Genomic DNA, 24069 nt, shown 5'->3' on the forward strand with positions numbered 1-24069 from the left:
AGAAAATCTAGAATTGTTACAAAATAAAATAGATCAAGCAAAATATGAACTTAGAGAAGTTAAGCGGGTATGAAGCAGGAATTAAAATAGCAGGTAGTTTTGAATGCCATTTTTTAAGAATTCGTATATCTTACTTGCTGAACCTCCCTTCTCATGTACAACTATAAAATCAGCCCCTGCATCTGCAAATTGATGACATCTATTTAATGCCACCTCAACAGTTTCACCGATTACCAAAGCTTCTGTACGCGCAATTATCTTAAAATTATTATCCTTCCTTGCAGTTTTTATTGCTTATAGCTTTTCGCAGAATTTATCAATATCTTCTAAATATTGATTAGAGCTTGAAAAGCTATTTCTTTTAGGGGTTTGCTTATCTTCAATACAAAGTCCATTAGCTCCTGAGTAAATCAAAGTTTTGACAGCAGATTTTAATGCAACCCCTCCATTAAATCCTGTATCCCCATCAACCCAAATTGGAATAGTTGTTTCACATCTCATTGAACGAAGCATGTTTGAAAGAGCTTCAATTCCAGCTATCTCTGCATCAGGTAAGCCAAGAGTTTTTAAATGGCAAAGGCTACTTAACCATATGCCATCTTTGCCGGCTTCTTGGGTAAGATAGGCTGTAACACCATCATAAGCTCCCCAAAAATATTGTATTCTATCCAAGTTTGCATACATAATTCTTTTTCCCAAAGCATTTTTCATTAATATTGACTGAGATGGATAAATTTCAATATTACCATCATAATTTTTAAAGGTGTATTCGTTTGCTTAAAAGAAAATCAAAAGTATAAAATAACCAATGGCTTTATATAGCCCCGGGGGGGTATTGAGGCCGGAGAAACGGCTATTCAGGCAGCTATCCGGGAATTAAAGGAGGAAATAACCTTAGATCCTTTAGAGATGTATTGTACTGACAAATGTGAAGTATTTTTTTCCAAAGATGACAACTCAATCAGGATTGCCCCTGTTTTTTATGTTATTGTTTCTGCAAAAGCTATTGTTTCTATAAATGAAGAGCACCGGGAATATGCATGGTTAACTATCGATCAAGCTCTAAATAAACTTTCCATGCCTTTGCAAAAAGAGGTAGTACGCCATGTATATGAATACTTCATCATTAACACCCCTCCATCTTACTTAAGGGTTTAAAAGCATAATTTAAATCAACAAAGCTTGCTCTTACGGCTAAAGTATGAAGATTTAAAAAGAGAGATAGAGCATTATATTAGAGGTTATTAAGAGTCACTGAAGCATAGAGGGTATGCATTATATATTAGCTATAACCTTTAAAGAAAAAGCTTCAAGAATAAGGCAAAAACATGCGGATCACAATTCTGGCAATCTTATATCGCGCTGCTCTTAACATGCTCAAATCCTCAAATATCCCTAAAAAATTCATATAATCTCTAAAAGAATAAGCTGGTTGACAAAATGCTGTATTAACCTAAGTTTGGTATAAAGGATGTTGTAAAAGGGTATTGCGATAAGGAAGGATGTGAACTAAGTTAGCCGCTAATCGGCTCTAACATCAATAAGAGGTAACGATGTTCGCATCCCTGATTGATATATTCAGTGCAGTTGACAATTTTTGCAAGCATTTTGATAAGAGTTGCGGCAGATTTTTAATCAGAGGGGATAATAAGCGAAGGCAAAGGGCATGCAGGATGACATTATCGGAAATAATGACGATCATGATACTATTTCATATAAGCAACTACAGGACATTTAAAGAATATTATAAAGATTGCATACTCAATCACCTTAAGAGCTGTTTTCCTAATTCGGTAAGTTATAACCGTTTTGTAGAACTAATACCTGTAGGCATAATGCCGCTTACTGCTTTTCTTCACGGCATGAGAGGTAAAGAGACCAATATATATTTTTTGTAGATTCAACTGCAATAAAGATATATCATATAGCGAGGGAGAAGCGGCATAAAGTATTTGCAGGCTATGCAATGAATGGCAAAAACTTTATGGGATGGCTGTTTGCAGACAAAGGATATTTAGGAAAATCTTTAACAGGAGAGCTAAAGGCTCAAGCTATAAAAATATTTACCAAGGTGAGAAAAAATATGAGCAAACGTATAACCAATAAAGCGCAGGAGCTCCTGGTAAACAAGAGAGGGATAATTGAAACCGTGATAGATCAATTAAAGAATTGCCGGCACTACTAAAACAAGTTCGTGGTTTTTAGCTAACTCTATATGAAGCATAGGATTATAATGCGAATCTTCAAATACGTAATCATTATAAATAATAGCTTTAGTTAATGAAGAATAGGTAAGCGGGCTAACGAAATGCTTTGCCGATTCAGTTAATATAATGCTGATCTCATGCCCTTTTTTCTCTAATTCTCTAACTAAATCAATACTTTTATAAGCTGCTATGCTTCCTGTGATTATTACCAGTAATTTGGCCATAAAGTATACCTATTTTTAGATAAATTACTGCTATAAATAATATACTAATACTTACTAAGCATAACTTGAAATTAAGAAGCATTATTTAGTCTGATTTAATATATATAGTAAATTAAGTTGGATATCTAACACATTTATTCAAATAAAATAAAATAAAATAAATTAAGTTTAATTTAATATGACTATATAGCCTACAACTGAAAAATCAGATAATAAGAACAGTAAGAAGCACGCGCCTAGCCGCCATTTATAGCGCGTGCTCGTATAAATGACTATGTCATATACGCAAACTTAGTTTAATTTTTTATAGCTCAACTATGCTCCATGTATGTAGGATATTCAACTTAATACACTATATATAGCTTTCTAACAGCAATTCCGCATTATATTCATTTGTTGTATTGTACATGGCTAATGAAAAATATTTTTCTAAAGGGATTTCTGTCCAATTAGGGTTATCAGAATTAATTTTTAAGTAAATATTTTTATTAAACGAATCATAAATTATTTGATAAATAGTATAATCCCATACACTCCCTCCTTTATCCATAGATTTATCCATTAAATCTTTAAAACATTCAATATCACATCCTCCCTTATCATGCAAAAAATTAACTAAATTATCCCGCCTACTAACTCCTAACCAGGTACTCTCATCTGTCGGTGCGGGAATATCCCCCCAAGTATCATTATGAAAAAAATTTGTAGATCCGTATGGTTGATTTAAAATAGGGTAATAAGGTCTCATTCCTAATAGAGGAGAAAATTCATAAGAATGTGTCTCATTATGGCTTGCAGCATTAATTATTAAAGAATAATCGGCTTCTAAACTATACATTTCATCTTTGAATTCTGAAAGGTTTCTTGAGCTTTGGACTGCTTTCAAAAGAGTAGCCAGCAATGTTTCTTTGCTGGTATCAACAGCAAAACCTCCCGAAGGCATACCATTATTAAATTCTGCAAATATTCCCTCGGAATTTATACAAGTAGGACAATAAATTTGACCCGGCATAGATATAAAGGCAGTAGGAAGCTTATTATCCTCATATAGCACTGTCAGTGTCAAATATTTAGCACACTCATCGAAGGGTTTAAAAAAGTCATAATTTCTACCTATAAGCCCTGCATTTAACTCATTTGAAGTAGGCGAAAAAAGAAATGCACAAGCACTTATCTCGCTTGATTTTTCTCTCAGTAAAGAATTAAGTGTTTCCATTCCTAAAAGAATTTTACAATCGCTTAGGCTTATTCCCGATCCTTCAGCCATACCTTCTATAAAACTTTTATAGTCGGTAGGATATCTTTGATAAAAAATTTCGGCTTTATCCGCTAGTCTCTCATATGAAATACCTTGCTGACCATAGTAGTCTGTTAATATATTCAACGTTTTTAATAAATCTTCTTTTAAAAAATAACCATAGTCAGTACCCATTTTTTTTCGGGTTCCGGTTAAAACTAAAAGGTTAATATTATTTATTCTTTCATAAAGGGATAAATGCTTAATTGGCATAATGCTTAAATAATTATGTTTAGGAATAGTGACACTTAAATTACATAAAAGTTTCTGTCAAGGTTAAATCACTGCACTACTGACAATTTGTATTACATACAAACGACAAAAACCATTTAAGGTTATTGTATATAAGCAACAATTACAATATTGTATTAAGACCGTTGATTATTCTTGGTTCTTAAAACTATCGATAAGATTTCATCTATTTGTTTAATGATTTGAAATTTACCATTTTCCTTATTATCAATAATAAAGCAATCTTCCGTAGGTTCAAAGTTTTTGCTAATTAATTTAGCATAATCCGGTTGAACATGATCCCCCCTTTCTAACAACCTTTTGGTCATAGTGTCATAATCTGATACTACTTGAATAAATAAAGCATCCGGTAATGCGGTTTTAATAGCTTGACGGTTTTTTCTTTATAAAGTGCCTGGGTTATTACCAACCCCTCATCTTTATTATTAATCATATTTTGTGTATTTTGTATTATTATCTCAGTAAAACCATCCCGCATCTCTTGAGTAAACGGCTGCTTGCTTGTAATTGCTTCTAGCATAGGAGCAGGAAGCCAATTATCAGCATCTATAAATTTATACTTCAAATGCTTAGATATCACTTCTCCGGCATAACTTTTCCCGGCGCCCGCTAAACCAAATAAAAATATAATCATAATTATTCTCCTTATAACTCATCTTTATATGAGTTGTTATAAATTTTTTCCTCAATCCTTAGTAAGGCTTCTTCCATATTTTGCACATCACTTAACGAATCCCTAATTGCAAGCAAACTTGCCTGATGATCATCCCAGTCTTTTACTATATCATTAACTAAACCTGATATTTGCTGCTCAATAGGTAAGTTACTATCTACAGTTTTTGCAGCATTTAATTCAACTAGTCTTTTAGCTATAAAGTTTTGATCGCCGGCGATAGGCATAACTATCATAGGCACCAGGTGATATATTGATTCTTGGACGCTATTAAACCCACCATGAGTAATAAAAATGTCCGTATTTTTTAAAATAGTAGTTTGATTTAACATTAGGTTAATTGAAATATTAGGATTAGTATTATACTTCAATAAGCTGTTATATACCTCTTCTTCTCCGCCGGTAGATAATGTTACCTTATATTCGGTGCCTTCAAAAGCATTTAATATTTTAATAAACCTATCTAAATCATGGTTATACAAGGTACCGAATGAAACATATATCGTAGGTTGTTTTAAGTCGGATATACTATTATTAGCCGGTAATTCCTCACCCAGGTAGCGAGCAGGGAAAAAAATATATTTATTTTTATTAAAATATTGAGAATGCCGTTGCAGGTAGCATGAGGTATAAAGGATAATATCCGAACTATATTGACCTGATATTAAATCAACCAGAGTTGAAATATCACTCGGATAAAGCTCTTGCAGCCTATGAAACGGCTCTTCTATAAATTCGGGAAGATTAGTATATACAGCCCCTTCTCCGGTGTTTATTATAGTCTCATTATTGATTGCCATAACTGTTGTGGAGCAAATTGATGGGATGGAAAGCTTTTTAGCAATAACATGTCCCCAGATTGCCATATTATCATAAATTATTAAATCTACCGATTCTTTGGTACAATCTTCAATTATTAAAGGAATAAGATCTTTTGCTGCATTTACGGCACCTTCAGTAAGCCTTAGCAATCTGGCATGTAAATCAGTCGGCGGAAGCTTAGTAACCATCAGATATTCTAAGGAAGGTATATTCGGATACTGCTTATATTCAACATTCATATTTTGTATCAGCTCCTGATATTGTAAAGGAGCATAATAGATTACCTCATGTCCGCGCTTATTCAAAGCCTCAACCAGAGATTCCGTTGCAACAATATGCCCTCGATACACCGGGGCAAAAAAAGCAATTTTTGACATAAACTTAAAATCCTATAATTTTTTAGTTAAAAAAAGCGGTAGTATTATTTATAATAACCGATTCTTGATAAAGATAGTTAATACTGCATACTAAACCGTCTTTATTATATATTGAAAAAGCTTCCTCATCTGATAAAATTGCTTGCTTTTGATCTTCTAGCCAATGGAAAAGCTGTATATTTCCTATTGCATCTAAGTCGCTTAAAGAAAAACCTTTTTGAAAATATGAATTATATACTTTTGTATAATAAATTCCTAAATATTCTATATTATATTCTTCGGCGAATCTCTCAACGTGATGATGATTTCTAATTATATCATCAATTAACACTATTTTTTCTATAGGTTTGGGATACAGTTTAATGAATTCATTCAGTGCTTTTCCTTTATCTTTCGGTAATCCGGTAATAATTTCATGACCTACATAAATTACTCCGTTTGACATTATAGGAGAATCAGTAGAATTACTAAACTCAACTTCCGATTCAGTAAATTTCATACCTAATTTTGTTAGCCATTCACCTGTTTGCTCACTAAACAACCCTGTACGTCCTGTCAAACCTATAACAAGGTGCTTTGAGGAAAGAGAAGTCAATAAATTGATTAAATTGGAGTCTACTGCATTAAAGCTTGTTGCAGTAAAACAATTATACAGTATATCTGCGAAATATGTGGTTAATAGTGAGTTATCTTCAATCCTTTCATTTATATGGCTTTTAGTATTACGTATATATTGAGCATACCATGTTGAGCTACATATGTACTGGGCGGGAGTAAGTATAACATCATCAAGGTCGACCAGCACTAAATCCGCTTCCAGCAGTCGGCCTTGAATAAAAATATAGTCGAGGGAAGAAGTTTCTATAACCGGCATGATTATAATTTCACCATCATATTAATTAATATTATTAAAAACCTTATAGTAATAAATTTTTATATTTAGAACATCAAAGGTAACATAATCTATTTTATAGAAAATTCAATAGTTTTAAGGATTGCTTAAAAACTTATTATATTACGCAACGCACTATATCTCTCCTTATACATTAACTATATACAAAAGAACTAAGCTTAGCACTACAGCATTGTTCAAGCCGGTATTATATAAAGACCGGATTAAAAGAATTCAGATGATAGTTTAATAATTTAATTGACGACGAATAGTATTATAAGATTTCGTTTGCATTATTTTTACGAAGCTTTTGTATTTGGAAAGTATAAATATTAATAGCAACTATTATTATTGAAGCTATCACCACACTCAAAGATGGTATAATTTGAAATAAAATAAAACTTCCTATCCCCATAAATACCAGTCTTAAAAAAGCTAATGGGGCTAAAACGTTAATAGGAGCGAACTTATAGGCTAAGAATAAACAAACTACATTCATTACTCTTAGTGCACCTAAAAACCCAATTTCTTTATGATCAATAATTTTACTTAATATATCATTTCTTATAACATATGGAAGCATCATAAGTCCGGCAAATAAAAAAGTATAAAATGCTTGAGATAAGTAATGCTCGGAATAAGACTGTTTCTTACAAATTATCTCATATAATGCCCAAGATACTACTGAGCATAATGCAACCGATACCCCCCAAAGATTAAATTTTAAAGTTTCCAGTTTAAGAGTAAAAAGTATTATAACTATACATAGCGTTATAGATAAAAATACTATTTTGTTTATTTTCTCTTCTTTAAAAACAGCGGCAAGCGCTAAAGTAAATAACGGAATAAGGTAACTTATTAAAGTTGCTTCATTAGAACCGATACTTTTTAAAGCTTCAATCCATGTAACCATACCTGTTATGCTAAATAGCGCCCTAAGTATATATCCTAAATGATTTTTTGTTTTTAAATATTTTGCCTTAGTAAAGACCACCCAAGGAAAAAGGAAAGCAATGCCAGAAATACAAATTATAAAAAATTCTTCCACAGGATTAATTGTATGACTTTTTGCTAATAATATTATTGAAATAACAGTAAATATTAATAGATTTAGAATTTTAAAAACAACACCTAAAAAATTTATTCTGCATTTTCACTTAAACATCTAATAACATTTATTGATAATTAATTTTTTAAATATCTATAGTATTAAGCAAATAAATTTCACGACTATAAATAAAGTTCTTTTAAATTAATTTAAACCAAACATTAATATGTTTAGGATATTATTGTCAAATAAAATAGTTAAGTCAGGGAAATGATTTTGATTATAAACCAAGAAGCTCTTTATATCCAAGTCGTATAATATTATGATTGTTCAAAAAATGAAAAAACAACCAGTAAATAATATTTCACAAAAAGTATAGAGTATTTTAGGTTGTGTGAACAAAATCTACAAATAAAAGAGAGGTGGTAGTTTCTTGCTAGGAAGAATAAAAGAACTACCGAAATTAATTACTACATAGAAGAAGGGGTTTGGAAACAAATATATGCATTTTTAGGGAGAGAAAAAGGGATACGTAGAAAAAAAGAAGGAAGCTTAAGGTAATCTATTGAAAGGGTATGTTATATAGTAAGCAGCGGTTGCCGGCCTAAGGTTGTAGGTTGGTCTATGAGCAGCCGTATGAAGGCTGAGGTTGGTTAATAATGCATTACTCATGGCAATTTGGCAGCGTAATCCGCCTAAAGGGCTTATTTGGGATACTGACAGAGGTAGCCAATATGCTTCCGACAGTCACGTAAAAATTCTGAATGATCATCATATTGTTCAAAGTATGAGTCGTAAAGGTGATTGCTTTAATAATGCCCTTACAGAGAGCTTTTTCCATACCTTGAAAACTGAATTAATTCACCAATGCAAATTTAAAACCGGGCATCTTCAACAAAGTAATGTTAGGGATCCCACGTAGTAATGCTCTTGTGCTGCTACTAAATCTTCTTGAGTGAATACAGGAGGCCGCCCTCCTTTTTTCCAAATAAGTAATATGCTTTCAATGGATTAGTTGCTCAAATAATAATTAAGCTACAATGCACATAAGCTAAAAACTTGGGATCTCACTATATTTATTTACTTTAGATCCATTTACATATAAATGATTTCTTAATTAAAATTAACTAGCAATATCTAAGTAATTGCATTATTTCAGTAAATAAAAACGGTAATTCATAAGTTAACCATATTTAGATTATGCATAAGCATATAATTGAGGATAAAAATGAAAGAAAGATTAGAAACGTCTCAGAAATTAAGAAGAGAGGTAATGAATAAGTTATTATGGCTTGTAATAAATAATGGTAGTAAACCGATAAATGAAATACTTAATGCCGGTGCCGACTTACATCTTAGCGAATATGTAGTTTTAATAAATGCTGCCCAATATGGCGGGTATAAAGAAATGGTGGAATTTTTTCTCAAAAATGGAGCTGGTATTAACGAGAAAGATAATGATGGCAATACATCATTAATACTGGCTGCTCGCAAGGGGCATAAAGAAGTGATAGAAATACTTTTGAAGAGAGGAGCTAACATTAACGAGAAAGATAATAATGGTGCTACAGCACTGATTGCTGCTGCTCAAAATGGGCATAAAGAAGCAATAGAAGTTCTTATTAAATATAAAGTAAGCGTGGATAGAGGAATTAGAGGATATACAGCATTAATGTTTGCTGCTCAAAATGGGCATTATAAAGCAGTAGAAATTCTTCTCAAAAATGGTGCAAGCATGGATAGAGAAGTTAAAGGAGAGTCAGCATTGATAATGGCTGCTAGAAATGGGCACAAAAGAGTTGTAGAAGTTCTGCTCGAGAATGGTGCAAATATCAATAAAAAAAATAATAGCGGTTATTCAGCATTAATGCTTGCTGCTCTAAATGGACATTTTGATGTAGCGATTGTATTGATAAAAAATAATGCGAATATTTATCAAGCAAATAATGATGGTAAAACTGCCGTAGAGTTAACAAGCAATCAGAGCATTACGAGCTTACTTACGCTAGTGATTTCTTATCACAAAATACCAAAGCTACGTGATACGATAGTTTACTGGTTGGCAAAAGCCGTAAATAGGGATCCTAACTATGAACAATTCGGATCTGTTTATAACAGTCGTATGATGGAAAGCAATTTTTTACCCGAAGACTTAAAAGACGAAATTGAAAATTATATTTTTCCTGTCAAACCTTCTAATAACCCTATTGTAAATCCTTCCGGGAGTGAGATAGATTCTTGGGTAGCAAAAATCCAGGCAGAGCAACAAAGGAAAGAGTTAGATAAAGAAGGTTTAAGGATATCATAGGAAAAACTTCCTATTGGAGCAGTTTCTAAAGAAGTTTTTCACAGAAGGCTTATAATGATTTAATGATGCAATTTTTCTGCTTAACAAGCCTTCCTTCTAGTACTATATTCCAAACTTTGATAACATTTTTTTTAATACTCCAATGATTCCTTTACCATGAAAAAGTGAAGCAACGTGAATATTTCTTTCCAACGCTTGCTCTATTTTTGCTTGCTCCTCATACCCGATATGATTAGAATCTAACTTTAAAGCAGTCAAGGTTCTATTGGTTTTTAGAGCTTGAATAATACTTTCTGCTCCTTCATCATGTATATTATTTGCACCTAAGTTCAAAAAAGTTAAGGAGCTGTTTTCGGCAATAGCCTGAGCAATACTCTTTACCCCTTCATCATCTATAGGATTAAAATATAGATCTAAAAAAGTTAAGGTATAATTCTTTTCTAGTGCTTGAGCGATGCTTTTTGCTCCTTCATTGCCTATATTGTTATAATTTATATTTAACGAAGTGAGGATTTTATTGTTTTCCAGTCCTTGCGCAATATTTTTCGCCCCTTCATCGCCTATATTATTTAAGCCTATATTTAAGGAAGTAAGGGTTTTGTTATTTTCTAATCCTTGAGCAATGCGCTTTGCCCCTTGAACGCCTATATTATTACAATATAAATCTAAAGTAGTTATTGTTCTGTTATTTTCCAGTAGATCAGCAATATTGCTTATCCCATCACAACCTATATGATTACCGGATATATCCAAAGAAGTTAAGGCTTTGTTTTTTATAAGAGCTTGAATAATACTTTTTGCTCCTTTGTCACCTATATTGTTCAATCCTAAATGCAAGGTAGTTAAAGTTTTATTTTTTATAAGTGCTTGAGCAATGCTTTCTGCGCCTTCAGAATCAATATTGTTAGAATCTAAGTTTAAAGAAGTTAAAGTTTTATTCTCCTGCAAAATCTCAGCTATCATTTGAATATGTATTAATTGCAGCTTTGCCCCTTTTAAGTCAATAGATGTATAACGCCTACATTCAGTTTCAACTCTTTCTTGTAACCCTTTTTCGCCTTGAGCAAGCAGCTTATTCCATTGTTCTTTATTAAACATATAAAACATAACTATAAAGTGATTTAACCACTAAATATTAAGGTTAACATGAAATATTATTATTAGCTATTACATAAAGCCTTGTTGCTCAAATAGGTATCAAGGAATATTCTTGATCTTATCCCGTTATAGTGGAGAAGTAGTTAAGCAACTTTGTAGTAATATTGCTCAAAAATGTTAGGAGAGCAATAGTTTAAAGTAGAATGTCTACGTTTTCCATTATAGAAAGCTTCTATGTATTTAAATACAGCACTTTTTACCTCACTTTTAGTTTTAAAAATACGCTTAAAAGTTAATTCGTTTTTTATAGTATGAAAGAATGATTCAGCAACGGCGTTATCAAAACAGTTGCCTTTGCCTGACATGCTTGATCTTACGCCTAATTGGGTCAAGGTTTTCTGGAATTTAGAGGCAGTGTATTGGCTACCCCTGTCGGAATGATGGATCAATCCAGGAGAAGGTTTACGATTCCAAAATGCCTTAAGAAATGCTCTTGTTACTAGGCTCTGAGTCATTCGATCTTCCATCTCCCAACCCACAACTTTCCTTGAATAAAGGTCTAGGACTATGGCCAAATACATCCAACCTTCCCGAGTCCAAAAATAGCTGATGTCAGCAACCCAAACCTGATTAGGTGCAAGTACATTAAAGTTCTGCTCAACTAAGTTAGGAAGAATAGGATTATTGTGCTTGGAATTAGTAGTTACTTTAAACTTGCGTCTGTACTTACCTTGTATGTTACACAATCTCATTAGGCGATATATACGTTTATAGCCAACTTTCTCTCCCTCTGCCTTGAGCTCGGCATGGATTCTGGGACAGCCGTATATTCCCTTAGAGATTACATGAATTTCTTTTATCCTTACAAGAAGATAAGCATCTCTAGTTTTCCTAGCACTTACTTTGTTATTCTTCCAGCCATAATAACCACTTTGTGCTATCCCAAACACTTTGCACATTTCTCTTATACTATATTTGTGCGCTTCTCTCTCTATAAATGCATATTTTACTTTAGCGGGTCGGCAAAATATGCTAGCGCCTTTTTTAATATGTCTCTCTCCCTCTTTACTCTCTCCAGCTCCTTCTGTAACCCCTTAAGCTTTGCTTCTTCAGGATTAAGCTGCCCTTTGCCGGGAAATGCTATATCCTTATCTCCTTTATTGCTTAATACCCGCTTCCATTTAGCTATGGTACTTTTACTGATCCCTAGACCCTCCGCTGCTTGACTGAGGCTATATCCTTCTTCAGTTACTAGCCTTACTGCTTCTACTTTAAATTCTTTTGTATAATTCCTTCTTCTTTCTTTTCTCATTTCTTTCCTCTGATCGGTTATTTCTTTTTTATCAGAGTTCCTTTCCTCCTTCTCTACTTTTTCGGCACAACATAGAAGTGCTCCCCAAAAACTGGAACAGTTGAGAGAGGAGGATTTAGGGTGTAAATTAAACTTAAATATAGAAGGTAATTTATGACTAAATCAAATATAAAGAAGAAACCCCATACAGCAGCATATAAATTTAAGGTAGCGCTAGCAGCCTTGAAAGGAGATAAGACGATAAGCCAGCTTTGCCAAGAATATGCGGTAGTATCCAGCCAAATATACAAATGGAAAGCCGCCTTATTAGAACATGGTTCTGAAGTATTTAAGAACGCTTGCACAACTCAAGATCCAAACAAAGAGATAGAAGCATTACATGCTACTATAGGGAGATTAAAGGTAGAGAACGATTTTTTGTCGAAAGTGCTAGGCAAATAAGCCTGGCGAAGCGACAACAAATAGTAAATACATCTAAAGGTAGCAAGCTAAGTAAACGTTGCAAGGCAAAATTATTGGGAGTCAATTTATCAAGCTTATATTATAAACCTAAAGTGTTATCGGATGATGTTACTTTGATGAATGAAATTAAAGATTTACATAACCGTTATCCATTTATGGGCTACAGGAGGATTACGGTATTACTAAGTCATGCCGGATATGAAACGAACCGCAAGCGTGTATTAAGGATAATGCGTATATTGGAAATACAGGCTATCTATCCTAAACGTAATTTATCAAAGCGCAGACAGGAGGATGTGGTGTATCCATACCTACTTACAGAATATAAGCCCGTTAAACCTAATGATGCTTGGAGTATTGATATTACCTATATAAAAATGCAAGGAGGCTTTATCTATTTAGTAGCACTAATAGATATAGTATCACGCATGATAATAGGGTGGTGTTTAAGTCCCTACCTTGAAACAGAAAGTTGTTTAGAGGCTTTTAATATGGCTATTGTATTAGCTGTTCCTACTATTATCAATTCAGATCAAGGATGTCAGTTTACCAGTAAGAAATGGGTTGAGAAAATGCAAGAATATCAGATATTAATCAGCATGGACTCAAAAGGTGCTTGGCTGGACAATGTATGGATTGAAAGATTTTGGCGCAGCATAAAATATGAGGAGGTATATTTAAAGTCATATGATAGTATAGCTGAGGCAACCCAAAGTATTGCCCAATATATTGAGTTCTATAACCACAAAAGGCCTCATCAGGCCTTAGGATATAAAACTCCTGCTCAAGTTTACTTAACATTAAAAAGGAGTGATATAAATAATATATAAGACACATAGTTACAAGGCACAAACCCTCCAAGGAGCGCATTGTCCCTACTTGAACGAGCCGGCAGTTATAGATAACCTCAGTAAATCTAAGTTTAATATTGACACCGGCAGCCTTCAAGAGTTATAAGAAAAAAAATATCTGTAACAGACATGTAACCAGGTATAAAGAAAGAAATACAGGTAGAGAACTTCTTTGTCTGGATTCCTTAAAAACAAACCTTATTTCTCCTCAACTCAGAGGTAAGTTCATTCCAAATAAATGGGAGCACTTACCATCATCTTTCTATATCCATGCGTAGTATTCTCTACAATTTCTCTCCTTACATATTTATTTTTATTACACTCCGCATGGTACCCTTTTGTTTAAGTACTATACCTACATAATTTAATATTAATTATTATACTAACTTAAGTAGATTGTTAAGTTGATAGTACCAATCTAGCCTATATATATGTATAAATTACTAAAAGAGGACTAGCCAATAATCTTTCTCTAGCTAGACCTCAATTTTAGTCTTTACTCAAATGTTTCAGGTAATAGAGAGATTAAGCATAGTTATCTGCTATCTGCTCTGCATTTACTGTATATAAGCTTAACTCCTCTTCTACATTTAAGTCGTAACCATATGATAATAAGAGTATCTTTTCTAAAATGCTTTTACCGAACATATATGTTACTACAGCAGTATCTATCAACGCATTAGGTGAGAATGATATAATAGAATTAGGAACGAGTGAATTGGCTGCACCGGAGTGTGGACTTGGTGAGGCACTAGGACTAGGGCTTACCGAAATGCTTGGAGTTGGTGAAGCACTAGGACTAGGACTAGCTGTTAAAATCATAGGCCCAGATACTACATAACTTACCCCTTTATAAGAATTAGCACTATATGCACCAATAATAAAATCATCAACACCATCTCCGGTTACATCCCCTGCTCCGCTAACTGAATAGCCTGAAAAGCTATTCGATTCCCCGTTTAGTTTGAAACCATTGCTTCCATCCAAACCGGATAAGTTAATGCTTGAAGAAAACGGTGTTTTACTTCCAAATACTACATAACTAGCACCAGCCTTAGAATTAGCACGATATGCACCAATAATTAGATCATCAATACCATCATTGTTTATATCTCCTGCTCTACTTACTGAAATGCCTGCATTATCATCCGATACCCCGTTTAGTCTAAAACCGTTGCTTCCATCCAGAGCAGATACATTAATACTTGAGGAAAATGGAGTTTTGCTTCCAAATACTACATAACTAGCCCCTGCCGGGTAATTAACACTTTCAGCGCCAATAACTAAATCATCGATACCATCGCCGTTTATGTCACCTGCACTGCTTACTGCATGGCCTGCATTCCCGCCTGTTACTGCCCCGTTAATCTTAAAACCGTTGCTTCCGTCTAAGTTAGATAAACTAAAGGGATTAGAAAACTCATATTATTCCTCATATTAATAAAGTTAACAATTACATATCCACATATTAATAATATCAATGAATACCAGTATAATTCATAAAATATTTATATTACTTAAATACACTATTATTGTTAATTTCATGCTATTAATTATTAAATTAAATAACAATAATATAGTTACTCGGTTGGTTCATAACTTATTTCTTTCACCGCCGTTAAGGTGATGGTACCGATCCAGCCTATGAATAATATTATTTTTTTATAGTATCTCATTTCCCCCAATTGCGTGCAGAATGTACCTCCACCTCCAGAGGGACGCTTATTTTGCATACACCTTCCATTACTCTTTTTATAACTTTAGAATAATCCTCAAGTTTATTTTCCGGAATTTCAAACAACAGTTCATCATGAATTTGCAAAACCATGCAATCTTGAATTGACTCAGGCATATGCACCATTGCTTTCTTAATTATATCGGCATTGCCGCTTTGCAGAGGAGCATTAATTGCAGCGCGTTCGGCAAATCCCCGCATAGAATAATTTTTATCATTAATACCATTAATATAACACTTTCTGCCAAGTAAATTTTTTACATACCCATGAGTTTTTGCATATTCTATTGTCTCATCCATATATTCTTTGATTCCCGGATACTGTTTAAAATATTTATCTATATAATCCTTAGCTTCATATTGCGAAATATCCAAACGCTTGGCTAATCCAAAGGCACTAATACCGTAAACTATACCGAAGTTAATAGTTTTAGCCTGCCTTCTCAGATTGGAATCTACATCTTTTAAAGCAACCCCAAATATTTGGCTTGCGGTTATTGCATGTATATCCTGCTTATCATGAAATGCTTGTTTCAGGGCTTGAATATCCGCAATATGAGCAAGTAGCCTTAGCTCTATTTGTGAATAATCGGCAGAAATAATTAAATGGTCTTTGTCAGCAACGAATGCTTTTCTGATTTTTTGCCCTTCATCGCTTCTGATCGGAATATTTTGTAAATTCGGATCCCGGGATGAAAGCCTACCGGTATTGGTCAGCGTCATCATAAATGTGGTATGCACCCGCCCGGTTTTTGGGTTTATTGAATTAGGTAGCGCATCCGTATAAGTGTTAATCAGCTTTGAAAATTGTCGCCATACCAAAATTTTATCTGCTATATCATAGCCTTGATCCGATAGTTTTTCTAAAATATCGGCACCTGTTGAAAATGTTCCGGATTTAGATTTTTTACCTCCTTTAATGCCAAGCTCGGTAAATAAAACTTCCCCAAGTTGTTTCGGTGAAGAAAGCAAGAATTCCCGCCCGACTTCTTTAAAAATTTCTTTTTCCAGTTCGCTCAACCTTAGCTTAAATTCTTGAGATAGGTTTTTTAAAAATGTTCCGTCAACTTTAACTCCTTTTATCTCCATTTTAGCAAGTATAGGAGAGAGTGGCTTTTCAATACTTTCATATAAGTAGAACTGCTTTTCATGCAAAAGCCTTTCCTGTAAATTATCATATATTCTTAATATAGTTACTGAGTTATGAGATGCTTCTTCACCCAGATAAACTCTTATTAAATCATTAAGTTCACATGAATGCTTTCCGGTTTCAAGCGAATAAGATATCTGCGCAATATCATCAAAAGCTTTAAGCTCAATATTTAAGCAATATAATTTTTTATATAATTCTTTTGCATTTATAACTATTTTCAGCACATAAGTTGCTTCGAAAAGCTCCTTAAATTCTTTGACTATATCATTATAGTTTATTGACTCACTTTCAAGGAAGCTTTCCTGTCGGCTATTATTACTATAATGTATCTCATAATTAGAGTTATCGTAAGAGAAATAGAAAGTATTGCCGTTATCAAAAATACTAACCTTCCCTTCTCTTATAATTTGCTCAATATGGCTCTTTATTTCGCTTAGCTTTTCGATTTTAATAAAGTTTTCATTCCTTTTTGGTTGCGTAAGCTTGATGCTTGTAGTTTTTTCTTTAATAAATTTACTTACTAAAGATTTAAACCCCTGTTCATATAAGTATTTAGCTAACTTTTCATTATCAGGCTCTTTTATTTTTAGTTCATCAAGATCACAATCAATATTATAGCTTCTCTTTAGGTTTGTTAAATCTTTAGAGAGATAAACTATATCCTTACTCTCAATTAATAGGCTCTTAAGCCTATCTTTTTCAATATTATTAATGTTTGCATATATATTATCCAAAGTTTCAAACTTGGATAACAGCTCTATTGCTGTTTTAGGCCCAATTCCTTTTGCTCCGGGAATATTATCCGAACTATCTCCTATTAAGGCTAAGTAATCCGCTACCTGATACGGCTTAACCCCTAATTTGGCGACTACCTGCTCCTCTCCTATCTCAATATTTTTAATCGGGTCGGAAAGCTTTAAATTATCGCATACAAGTTGCATCAAATCTTTATCGGAAGAAATGATTTTTACTTCCATTCCTTGCTTTAAGGCGTCACTCGCATATGCGGCTATTAAATCATCAGCTTCGTAGCCATCCGCTTCCAATGAGATAATGTTAAATGCTTCAATCGTTTCTCGAATAAGGGGAAATTGCACAATTAAATCATCAGGTAGCTGAGGACGGTTAGCTTTATATTGAGGAAACATATCATGTCTAAAATTTTTTTTACCTGAATCCAACACGACAGCTAAATAATCCGACTTATCATTGGAAAGAAATTTAGAAAGCATGTTACAGAACCCGTATACGCAGGAAATAGGCATACCGTCGGCTCTGGTTAACGGAGGTAATGAATGGTAAGCTCTAAAAACAAAACCGTACCCGTCAATTAAACATAATTTTTTCATTCTTAACTTTACTTAAAATATAATTATTCATATTAATTGAAAGCAAAGTACTATGTGTAGAGAATTTAATCAATAATAACCGTTACTCGGTTAAAAACAAAAATTTTATAATTACTACTTTGAATACATTGCTATCTTGAGATAATTTTATTACTCTTCTAATAACCGGTATAAAGTTAATCCATTTGGCGTTTAATATGAGCAAATCCTACTTTAACGACCTTTTCACTTATGCAGAAAACTGGGTAACTGATAATTATTGGATACTTCTTGAAATAACATTGATTATTTTAGGCTGCTATTTTTCTAATAAAATCTTTTCCCATTTTTTATATAGGCTTAAGATAATTTCGAAAAGAACCAAAGCTTTTTGGGATGATGCGTTACTTATCAGCATAGAAAAGCCGATAAAGCTTGCTATATGGTTAATTGGTTTCACCTTTATATTTGATGCTGTAAACCATGAGATAAAAATTAATTTATTGAAGTTTGCCCCCTTAATTAGAAACATATCCGTTATTGCCATCGTAAGCTGGATAGCGATCAGCTTTACTTCTGCATTTGAAAACAACTGTATTAAGGGCACTAAAAAAACCAGGTTTGATAGGTTTACCGCTGATATAACGGCTAAGATCTTTAAAGTTACAGTCATTACTATTGCAGGGTTAGCAATATTAGAAAGCTTCGGTTTTAACATCAGCGGTATAATTGCTTTGGGAGGTATCGGGGGTGCAGCCTTAGCTTTTGCATCACAAAGCTTGCTTTCCAACTTTTTTGGTACCGCGATAATTTATCTTGATAAGCCTTTTGCTATAGGAGAAAACATTCTGATTAAAGGGGAGAATCTTAGAGGAACGGTTGAGGAAATCGGCTGGAGGATTACTATGATACGCACCATGGAACAAGTTCCGGTCTATGTACAAAATTCAGTTTTTTCAAAAGACTCAATTATTAACTACTCAAGAGTTACTCATAGAAAAATTAGTGAAAAAATTGGGATAACCACACTTGATATTAATCAGGTGGAGATTATTACCCAGGATATTAAAAACTTTCTTGAGTTACATGCCGATATAGATAATGAGTTTAAAATTATAGTAGCACTAACAGATTTTGGCCAAGAATTTGTTGAATTACTTGTCGATGCGGTAATAAAACTAAGAGATACGAAAGATTTTCCTAACATAAGGCAAGAAGTTATGATCGGAGTATTCAACGTTTTAAAGAAACATCAATGCCAGGTCGTCTTCTCGAATGATAATAAAGCCTTATTGGCTAGAATCTAGGGGGAATAAAATTAGGCAAGTACCCAGGCTGCTTTTTATTTCACCAACTCAGCTTCAACCACATCGGCAAACTTGCTGTAAGGTAATAAACCTTCAAGCTTTTTACCGTTAATGAAGAACACCGGAGTAGCATCAAGCTTTAACGCTCCTACAGCTTGGTAAGCATTCTCAAGCACTTCATCAGTTTTCTTTTTATCATTGATGCATTTATTATAGTCTTCATCAGATATACCGCCGAGTTTTGCAATATTATGTAACTTCTCTTTATAAGAAATATTGAATGCCCAAACTCTTTGGGTTTTAAATAAGGTTTCTATAAATTGAAATTTTCTTTCCCCCGAGCAGTGAATCAGCATGGTAGCAAGAGTAGCCGGGTGGTTGGTCGGAAAATCACGCATAACATAGGCAATTTTACCAGTATCAATATAATTCTCTTTAATTACAGGAAATATATTTTCATGAAATGTAGCACAATGAGGGCAGGATAACGAGGAATATTCAAAAACTTTAACTTTAGCATCTTTATTACCTAGCAAAAAATCACCTTTTTTAATGGTTAAAACTTCCTCTTTTGTTTTCTTGGTCGCATAATCTGGCTCTTGTGCGGTTAAGCTCAAAGGATGAAGAGTTAGAAATAATGCAAATACTTTAAAAATTTTATTCCTTAACATATTGTATAACATAATAATTGTTTAACTAAATATAAAGCCGGCAAGTAAAAACTCAAGCACTAAATCGCGAAATCAAATTCTCTCTAGATTCCTAAAACCTGTTTTTGTAATTCAAACAGCTGATTAGTCCCTACCCTTGCGAGCTCAAGCATCTGCAAAAAATCTTCTTGCGTATAAGGTTTTTGTTCAGCGGTTGCTTGAATTTCAATAATTTTATTATCATTAGTTAAAATGAAATTAGCATCAACCTCAGCGCTGCTGTCTTCAAAATAATCTAAATCCAATAAATGCGACCCATCAACTATACCACAGGAAACTGCTGAAATCATTGATGTAATAGGCATTTTTGAAATTATTCTATCTTCCAATAATTTCTTACAAGCTAAATATAACGCTATATACCCGCCTGTGATTGCAGCCGTCCTGGTGCCGCCGTCCGCATTTATTACATCACAATCAATTATAATCTGTCTTTCTCTAAGCAGCTTTAAATCTATAATAGATCTTAAAGAACGCCCTATTAATCTTTGGATTTCCTGAGTTCTACCGCCAAGACCTCCCTTAGATACCTCTCGCTGCATCCTAGTATTAGTAGACCTAGGAAGCATACCGTATTCGGCAGTCACCCAACCACTTCCTTTACCTCTTAAAAACATCGGCACCCTATCATCAATAGTTGCTGTGCAAGCTACATGAGTGTTACCAAACTTAACTAAACATGAACCTTCTGCATTATTAATGAAATTGAGGTCAAAACTAATTTCTCTAAGTTCATTGTGTCGGCGGCTGTTTTCTCTGATAATATTTTTCATATTTTATATTTATAATAGTTCTGCATAAGCATCAAAAAGCTCAACTTTATTATATGAGCTGTTGATAAGCGTGTATTTCACGGCTTTCATTATTCCGCTACTGTGCTCAATAAAAACTAACTTACCTTTGTTTTTAAGTTGCATTAATAGCTCGTCGGGAGCTTTATTTAAAGCACCGTTTATAATTATAATATCATAGGGAGCATTTTCCGGTGCACCTGCTAATAAGTTGCCACTCTTAATTGCAACATTGTTTAAGCCTTCCTTTTTAACGTAGTCTGCTGCTTTTATTGCAAGAGAGTTAATCGATTCCAAACCGATCACTTTTTTTGCAAGCTTAGCTATAATAGCCGTGGAGTATCCGCTTCCGCATGCAACATCCAGCACTGAATCGTCTTTACTAACCCCGCAAACATCCAACATTCTAGCGAATACAGCAGGTTCAAGCATTTTTCTGTTTTTATCAAGAGGAAGTCTAGCATCAAGGTAAGCCATTTCTCTCCACTTTCCCTCAATGAATTCATGTCTTGGTACTTCTTGCATTGCATCAAGTATATTATGATTAAAAACATTATTTGTCATAACTTGGTTTTTAACCATGTTGGTTCTAGCTTGATTAAAATCTTTCATTTAACTCTTTTAAGAAAATACACTAATAGGAGCAATGTAAAGAATTTATCCTTTTCTTTCAATAGGCTTAATTAGTTAGCTGCAAAAAACTACTAATAATTTTGCCTTATAATAAGTTAAATTTAATATGCTGCATAGCCTACAACTGAAAATCAAATAACAAGACTAGTAAGAAGCACGCACCTAGCCGCCATTTATAGCGTGTGCGCTTTATAAATGACTATATCATTTATATGTATAGTTTATTTTTATAGTTCAACTATGCTCTCTATATGTAGGATATTCCACTTAATCTACTATATAAATAGATATGGGCAAGAAGACATAAACATAAATCGATTCATACATTGTTGCAGAGCTGAGTTTACCTAAATATCGAAAACTTAGTCACCACTCATTCTTTATAATTTATAAATTTATACTGCTTGGTTTAACGCATCAACTATAAGGTTACTGGCTTCTTCTTTATTAATATTAGCTGCTGCCGAGTATTCTTGAGCTAATCTGTCTAAAGCGGCATCATAGATTTGTCTTTCACTATAAGACCTATCAGGATCATCAATATTTCTGTATAAATCTCTAAGAACTTCCGCAATTGCTACTGCATCCCCAGAATTAATTTTATTTTCGTATTCTTGTGCTCTCTTACTCCACATACCTTTGACTATTTTCGCTTTACCTTTTAAGCTCTTCATCACAGCACCAAATTCATCTGAATTACATAAGTGCCTTAAACCTGTTTTGATAGCTCTTGAGGTTGGAACCCTAAGAATCATTTTATCTTTTGCAAAGGTAATGACATAAAGCTTCATCTCTACTCCTGCAATCACCTGAGTTTCTTCACCGGTAATCTGCCCAACGCCATGGGAGGGATAAACTACGGAATCCCCAACAGTAAAAATCTTTTTGCTTGCAACTTGAAACATAAACCTTCCTCAATTTTAAGCTTTCCACGCGATCATTCTATCATAATTGTAAAAAAATACAAACTTTATCATTTATAAAATTCAGTAAGCTTTACAACCTGATTAACACAGATTATACAATCAAGGTTTAACTCTTATATTTTTATTACCGGTTAAGGTTAGCGCCTATTTGACGTATCCTTTTTCCTGATAATATTTCATTGCACCGGGATGAATCGGTATAGCACGGCCTTCATTAATCATAGCACTCGGCTCTAAGTTAACAAATACTGGATGAAGTTTTTTAAAGTTACTTAGATCCTCAAATACTGATTTGGTCACTTCATATACGATTTCCGAACTTGTATCGGTAGTAGTCAGAAGTAATGCTTTTAGTCCAAAAGTGTTGATATCTTCCGTCTCACCTACATATAATCCGCCGGGAATTTTAGTCATGGAATATTCATAGTTTTTAGCCACAAAATCTCTTACTAAAAGATCATCAACATTCAGTATTTTTGTATCGCACATACTCATTGCATCCTGGAGCATTCCGCTCGGGTGACCGGCTAAAACCACCATAACATCTATTTTTCTATTACATAATGCTTCAATTTGCTCTTCAGGCTTAAGTTCGGTTGCACTTTTAAATGTCGAAATGCTCCAACCCTTAATGCTCATGAGCGCTTCCATAGTAGCTCTGGCGCCTGTGCCAAGATTACCGATATTTACTACCTTACCTTGAATGTCATCCAGTTTTACAATTTTGGAATCTTTCCTAACTACCATAGTAAAAGCTTCGTTGTGTAATGACAGAACATATCTTAGCTTTTCAAACGGTCCTTGCTTTTCAAATATATATGTACCGTCAAAAGCATATTCCTGCCAATCGGATTGAACAATTGCAAAATCCATTTCCGCATTTCTTAGCGCTGCAAGATTATATATTGAACCCGGCGATGACTCAACGGCACATCTTAAGCCCGTCTCATTTCTTTTTCGGTTCATCATGCGGCAGATTGCTCCTCCTGCCGGGTAATATACCCCGGTTATAGGCCCGGTTCCTATAGTAATTAAGTTATCATCAATATAGGGCTTTTTTAAATCAATTTTTGATAATTTATCTAATTCTTTTATATTGGTATTAGGTGTGTTAATCGGTTTACTTACACTATTTTTCAAAGTTGAAAAGGTTTGGCGGATACCTTGAGTAATACTTTCCTGCTTAGGCTGCTCCGAACCGCTCGGCTTAATTATAACTTCAGGGCTTGATGATTCGTTTTGTCGGTTATTCATTTGCTCATCAGTTTTCTGCCCCGGCAGATTAATCGGAGGTAAGTATGTTGGTGCGTTCTGTGCGCAAGCTACAGTTCCGATATTTATAAATAAGCTTACAAAGCAAAACCAAACAACTCTTTTCATTACAACCCTTTATACTTTTAAACAGATAATCATATTATATTTATGAATTACTTTTACATTATTTACAAGAACCATAACGCTTTTTTAACATATACGCGGTATGATTAAATTATATCGGCAACTTAAATTAATCGGTATTATATGCAAAATTTGTTTTCCAGTCCTAAGCCCGATTCAATAGCAGCTGCTTTCTTGCACAGTAAGTGATACTAACCTCGGGAGATAACCCGTTCAGGAGTTTCTAAGTAACATTTCCTCAAATTGGATCAATAGCATTAGAAGC

Annotated in this window: 24 protein-coding genes and 4 pseudogenes; 8 read left to right on the plus strand and 20 right to left on the minus strand. The window is 33.7% G+C overall.

Features of this window, described 5'->3' with window-relative positions; translation table 11 throughout:
* Positions 1-81: 81 nt before the first annotated feature.
* Positions 82-711 (minus strand): annotated as a pseudogene (locus I862_RS08590) (isocitrate lyase/phosphoenolpyruvate mutase family protein).
* A 123-nt stretch (positions 712-834) separates the two neighbouring features.
* Between I862_RS08590 and I862_RS02005 the strand changes: the two are divergent.
* The 3 genes from I862_RS02005 to I862_RS02015 all read left to right on the plus strand — a co-directional run bounded on the left by I862_RS02005 (position 835) and on the right by I862_RS02015 (position 2185).
* Complete coding sequence (locus I862_RS02005) at positions 835-1158, plus strand: NUDIX domain-containing protein (protein WP_084173758.1); 324 nt, start codon at positions 835-837, stop codon at positions 1156-1158.
* 395 nt (positions 1159-1553) lie between these two features.
* Positions 1554-1898 carry a hypothetical protein gene (locus I862_RS02010; RefSeq protein ID WP_038538398.1) on the plus strand — a complete coding sequence of 115 codons (345 nt, stop codon included), beginning with the start codon at positions 1554-1556 and terminating at the stop codon, positions 1896-1898.
* A gap of 26 nt (positions 1899-1924) precedes the next feature.
* Complete coding sequence (locus I862_RS02015; protein ID WP_233485253.1) at positions 1925-2185, plus strand: transposase; 261 nt, start codon at positions 1925-1927, stop codon at positions 2183-2185.
* On the opposite strand, the gene I862_RS02020 is transcribed toward I862_RS02015, so the two are convergent.
* The 7 genes from I862_RS02020 to I862_RS02050 form a co-directional block, all read right to left on the minus strand.
* Complete coding sequence (locus tag I862_RS02020) at positions 2162-2431, minus strand: flavoprotein (RefSeq protein WP_038541081.1); 270 nt, start codon at positions 2429-2431, stop codon at positions 2162-2164. The genes I862_RS02015 and I862_RS02020 overlap by 24 nt on opposite strands.
* A gap of 352 nt (positions 2432-2783) precedes the next feature.
* Entirely contained in the window at positions 2784-3941 is a 1158-nt protein-coding gene (locus I862_RS02025) for a C45 family autoproteolytic acyltransferase/hydolase (protein WP_038538399.1), read from the minus strand.
* A gap of 155 nt (positions 3942-4096) precedes the next feature.
* Positions 4097-4288 carry a hypothetical protein gene (locus I862_RS02030; RefSeq protein WP_038538401.1) on the minus strand — a complete coding sequence of 64 codons (192 nt, stop codon included), beginning with the start codon at positions 4286-4288 and terminating at the stop codon, positions 4097-4099.
* A gap of 17 nt (positions 4289-4305) precedes the next feature.
* Positions 4306-4614, minus strand: a complete 309-nt coding sequence (locus I862_RS02035; protein ID WP_038538406.1) for a shikimate kinase — start codon at positions 4612-4614, stop codon at positions 4306-4308.
* Positions 4615-4625: 11 nt separating this feature from the next.
* Entirely contained in the window at positions 4626-5852 is a 1227-nt protein-coding gene (locus tag I862_RS02040; protein WP_038538409.1) for a glycosyltransferase, read from the minus strand.
* A 22-nt stretch (positions 5853-5874) separates the two neighbouring features.
* Positions 5875-6726, minus strand: coding sequence for a DUF2608 domain-containing protein (locus tag I862_RS02045; protein WP_038538412.1), 852 nt, complete (start codon positions 6724-6726; stop codon positions 5875-5877).
* A 292-nt stretch (positions 6727-7018) separates the two neighbouring features.
* Positions 7019-7888, minus strand: coding sequence for a DMT family transporter (locus I862_RS02050; protein WP_267880537.1), 870 nt, complete (start codon positions 7886-7888; stop codon positions 7019-7021).
* A 510-nt stretch (positions 7889-8398) separates the two neighbouring features.
* On the opposite strand from I862_RS02050, the pseudogene I862_RS02055 reads away from it, so the two are divergent.
* Positions 8399-8699: pseudogene (locus I862_RS02055) on the plus strand (DDE-type integrase/transposase/recombinase); the annotation flags it as partial.
* 321 nt (positions 8700-9020) lie between these two features.
* Positions 9021-10100, plus strand: a complete 1080-nt coding sequence (locus I862_RS02060; RefSeq protein WP_038538418.1) for an ankyrin repeat domain-containing protein — start codon at positions 9021-9023, stop codon at positions 10098-10100.
* A 102-nt stretch (positions 10101-10202) separates the two neighbouring features.
* Here the strand turns inward: I862_RS02060 and I862_RS02065 are convergent, their stop codons facing one another.
* The 3 genes from I862_RS02065 to I862_RS02075 all read right to left on the minus strand — a co-directional run bounded on the left by I862_RS02065 (position 10203) and on the right by I862_RS02075 (position 12510).
* Positions 10203-11198 carry a leucine-rich repeat domain-containing protein gene (locus I862_RS02065; protein WP_038538421.1) on the minus strand — a complete coding sequence of 332 codons (996 nt, stop codon included), beginning with the start codon at positions 11196-11198 and terminating at the stop codon, positions 10203-10205.
* A 143-nt stretch (positions 11199-11341) separates the two neighbouring features.
* A complete protein-coding gene (locus tag I862_RS02070; RefSeq protein ID WP_148299464.1) occupies positions 11342-12247 on the minus strand; it encodes an IS3 family transposase in 906 nt (301 codons plus the stop codon).
* Positions 12205-12510: an IS3 family transposase gene (locus I862_RS02075; protein WP_038538426.1), complete on the minus strand. Its 306-nt coding sequence runs from the start codon at positions 12508-12510 to the stop codon at positions 12205-12207. The genes I862_RS02070 and I862_RS02075 overlap by 43 nt, the downstream gene beginning before the upstream one ends.
* 153 nt (positions 12511-12663) lie before the next feature.
* On the opposite strand from I862_RS02075, the gene I862_RS02080 reads away from it, so the two are divergent.
* Both I862_RS02080 and I862_RS02085 read left to right on the plus strand, forming a co-directional pair.
* Positions 12664-12951 carry a transposase gene (locus I862_RS02080; RefSeq protein ID WP_038538395.1) on the plus strand — a complete coding sequence of 96 codons (288 nt, stop codon included), beginning with the start codon at positions 12664-12666 and terminating at the stop codon, positions 12949-12951.
* Complete coding sequence (locus I862_RS02085; protein WP_148299465.1) at positions 12849-13802, plus strand: IS3 family transposase; 954 nt, start codon at positions 12849-12851, stop codon at positions 13800-13802. The genes I862_RS02080 and I862_RS02085 overlap by 103 nt, the downstream gene beginning before the upstream one ends.
* 546 nt (positions 13803-14348) lie before the next feature.
* Here the strand turns inward: I862_RS02085 and I862_RS08520 are convergent.
* From I862_RS08520 to polA, 4 genes and pseudogenes are all read right to left on the minus strand, one after another.
* On the minus strand, positions 14349-14810 hold the full coding sequence (locus I862_RS08520) for an integrin alpha (protein ID WP_052646321.1): 462 nt from the start codon (positions 14808-14810) through the stop codon (positions 14349-14351).
* Between the two features lie 57 nt (positions 14811-14867).
* Positions 14868-14957 (minus strand): annotated as a pseudogene (locus I862_RS08805) (integrin alpha); the annotation flags it as partial.
* A 147-nt stretch (positions 14958-15104) separates the two neighbouring features.
* Positions 15105-15191: pseudogene (locus tag I862_RS08810) on the minus strand (hypothetical protein); the annotation flags it as partial.
* 304 nt (positions 15192-15495) lie between these two features.
* Positions 15496-18060 (minus strand): DNA polymerase I, encoded by a 2565-nt coding sequence (gene polA, locus I862_RS02095; protein ID WP_038538428.1) that lies wholly within the window; start codon positions 18058-18060, stop codon positions 15496-15498.
* A gap of 197 nt (positions 18061-18257) precedes the next feature.
* Here polA and I862_RS02100 point away from each other — a divergent pair, with 197 nt between their 5' ends.
* Positions 18258-19346 carry a mechanosensitive ion channel family protein gene (locus I862_RS02100; RefSeq protein ID WP_038538431.1) on the plus strand — a complete coding sequence of 363 codons (1089 nt, stop codon included), beginning with the start codon at positions 18258-18260 and terminating at the stop codon, positions 19344-19346.
* A gap of 35 nt (positions 19347-19381) precedes the next feature.
* Here I862_RS02100 and I862_RS02105 read toward each other — a convergent pair whose 3' ends face one another.
* The 5 genes from I862_RS02105 to I862_RS02125 all read right to left on the minus strand — a co-directional run bounded on the left by I862_RS02105 (position 19382) and on the right by I862_RS02125 (position 23786).
* Entirely contained in the window at positions 19382-20017 is a 636-nt protein-coding gene (locus tag I862_RS02105) for a DsbA family protein (protein WP_158499250.1), read from the minus strand.
* Positions 20018-20100: 83 nt separating this feature from the next.
* Entirely contained in the window at positions 20101-20817 is a 717-nt protein-coding gene (gene rph / locus I862_RS02110) for a ribonuclease PH (protein WP_038541091.1), read from the minus strand.
* A gap of 21 nt (positions 20818-20838) precedes the next feature.
* Positions 20839-21459 (minus strand): protein-L-isoaspartate O-methyltransferase family protein, encoded by a 621-nt coding sequence (locus tag I862_RS02115; RefSeq protein ID WP_052646323.1) that lies wholly within the window; start codon positions 21457-21459, stop codon positions 20839-20841.
* Positions 21460-21875: 416 nt separating this feature from the next.
* Positions 21876-22385: a CarD family transcriptional regulator gene (locus I862_RS02120; RefSeq protein ID WP_038538433.1), complete on the minus strand. Its 510-nt coding sequence runs from the start codon at positions 22383-22385 to the stop codon at positions 21876-21878.
* Between the two features lie 165 nt (positions 22386-22550).
* Complete coding sequence (locus I862_RS02125; RefSeq protein WP_199398816.1) at positions 22551-23786, minus strand: TAXI family TRAP transporter solute-binding subunit; 1236 nt, start codon at positions 23784-23786, stop codon at positions 22551-22553.
* Positions 23787-24069 lie beyond the last annotated feature (283 nt).

This window comes from endosymbiont of Acanthamoeba sp. UWC8 (assembly GCF_000730245.1).
Classification (GTDB): Bacteria; Pseudomonadota; Alphaproteobacteria; order Rickettsiales; family Midichloriaceae; genus Jidaibacter.

Bases quoted from the DNA above. Each gene is read 5' to 3' on its own strand.
- I862_RS02115 (WP_052646323.1), bottom strand. From the start codon at position 21,459: ATGAAAGATTTTAATCAAGCTAGAACCAACATGGTTAAAAACCAAGTT.
- I862_RS02060 (WP_038538418.1), top strand. From the start codon at position 9,021: ATGAAAGAAAGATTAGAAACGTCTCAGAAATTAAGAAGAGAGGTAATG.
- I862_RS02120 (WP_038538433.1), bottom strand. From the start codon at position 22,385: ATGTTTCAAGTTGCAAGCAAAAAGATTTTTACTGTTGGGGATTCCGTA.
- I862_RS02125 (WP_199398816.1), bottom strand. From the start codon at position 23,786: ATGAAAAGAGTTGTTTGGTTTTGCTTTGTAAGCTTATTTATAAATATC.
- I862_RS02045 (WP_038538412.1), bottom strand. From the start codon at position 6,726: ATGCCGGTTATAGAAACTTCTTCCCTCGACTATATTTTTATTCAAGGC.
- I862_RS02105 (WP_158499250.1), bottom strand. From the start codon at position 20,017: ATGTTAAGGAATAAAATTTTTAAAGTATTTGCATTATTTCTAACTCTT.
- I862_RS02020 (WP_038541081.1), bottom strand. From the start codon at position 2,431: ATGGCCAAATTACTGGTAATAATCACAGGAAGCATAGCAGCTTATAAA.
- I862_RS02100 (WP_038538431.1), top strand. From the start codon at position 18,258: ATGAGCAAATCCTACTTTAACGACCTTTTCACTTATGCAGAAAACTGG.
- I862_RS02035 (WP_038538406.1), bottom strand. From the start codon at position 4,614: ATGATTATATTTTTATTTGGTTTAGCGGGCGCCGGGAAAAGTTATGCC.
- I862_RS02040 (WP_038538409.1), bottom strand. From the start codon at position 5,852: ATGTCAAAAATTGCTTTTTTTGCCCCGGTGTATCGAGGGCATATTGTT.
- I862_RS02075 (WP_038538426.1), bottom strand. From the start codon at position 12,510: ATGAGAAAAGAAAGAAGAAGGAATTATACAAAAGAATTTAAAGTAGAA.
- I862_RS02010 (WP_038538398.1), top strand. From the start codon at position 1,554: ATGTTCGCATCCCTGATTGATATATTCAGTGCAGTTGACAATTTTTGC.
- I862_RS02030 (WP_038538401.1), bottom strand. From the start codon at position 4,288: ATGACCAAAAGGTTGTTAGAAAGGGGGGATCATGTTCAACCGGATTAT.
- I862_RS02080 (WP_038538395.1), top strand. From the start codon at position 12,664: ATGACTAAATCAAATATAAAGAAGAAACCCCATACAGCAGCATATAAA.
- I862_RS02065 (WP_038538421.1), bottom strand. From the start codon at position 11,198: ATGTTTAATAAAGAACAATGGAATAAGCTGCTTGCTCAAGGCGAAAAA.
- I862_RS02025 (WP_038538399.1), bottom strand. From the start codon at position 3,941: ATGCCAATTAAGCATTTATCCCTTTATGAAAGAATAAATAATATTAAC.
- polA (WP_038538428.1), bottom strand. From the start codon at position 18,060: ATGAAAAAATTATGTTTAATTGACGGGTACGGTTTTGTTTTTAGAGCT.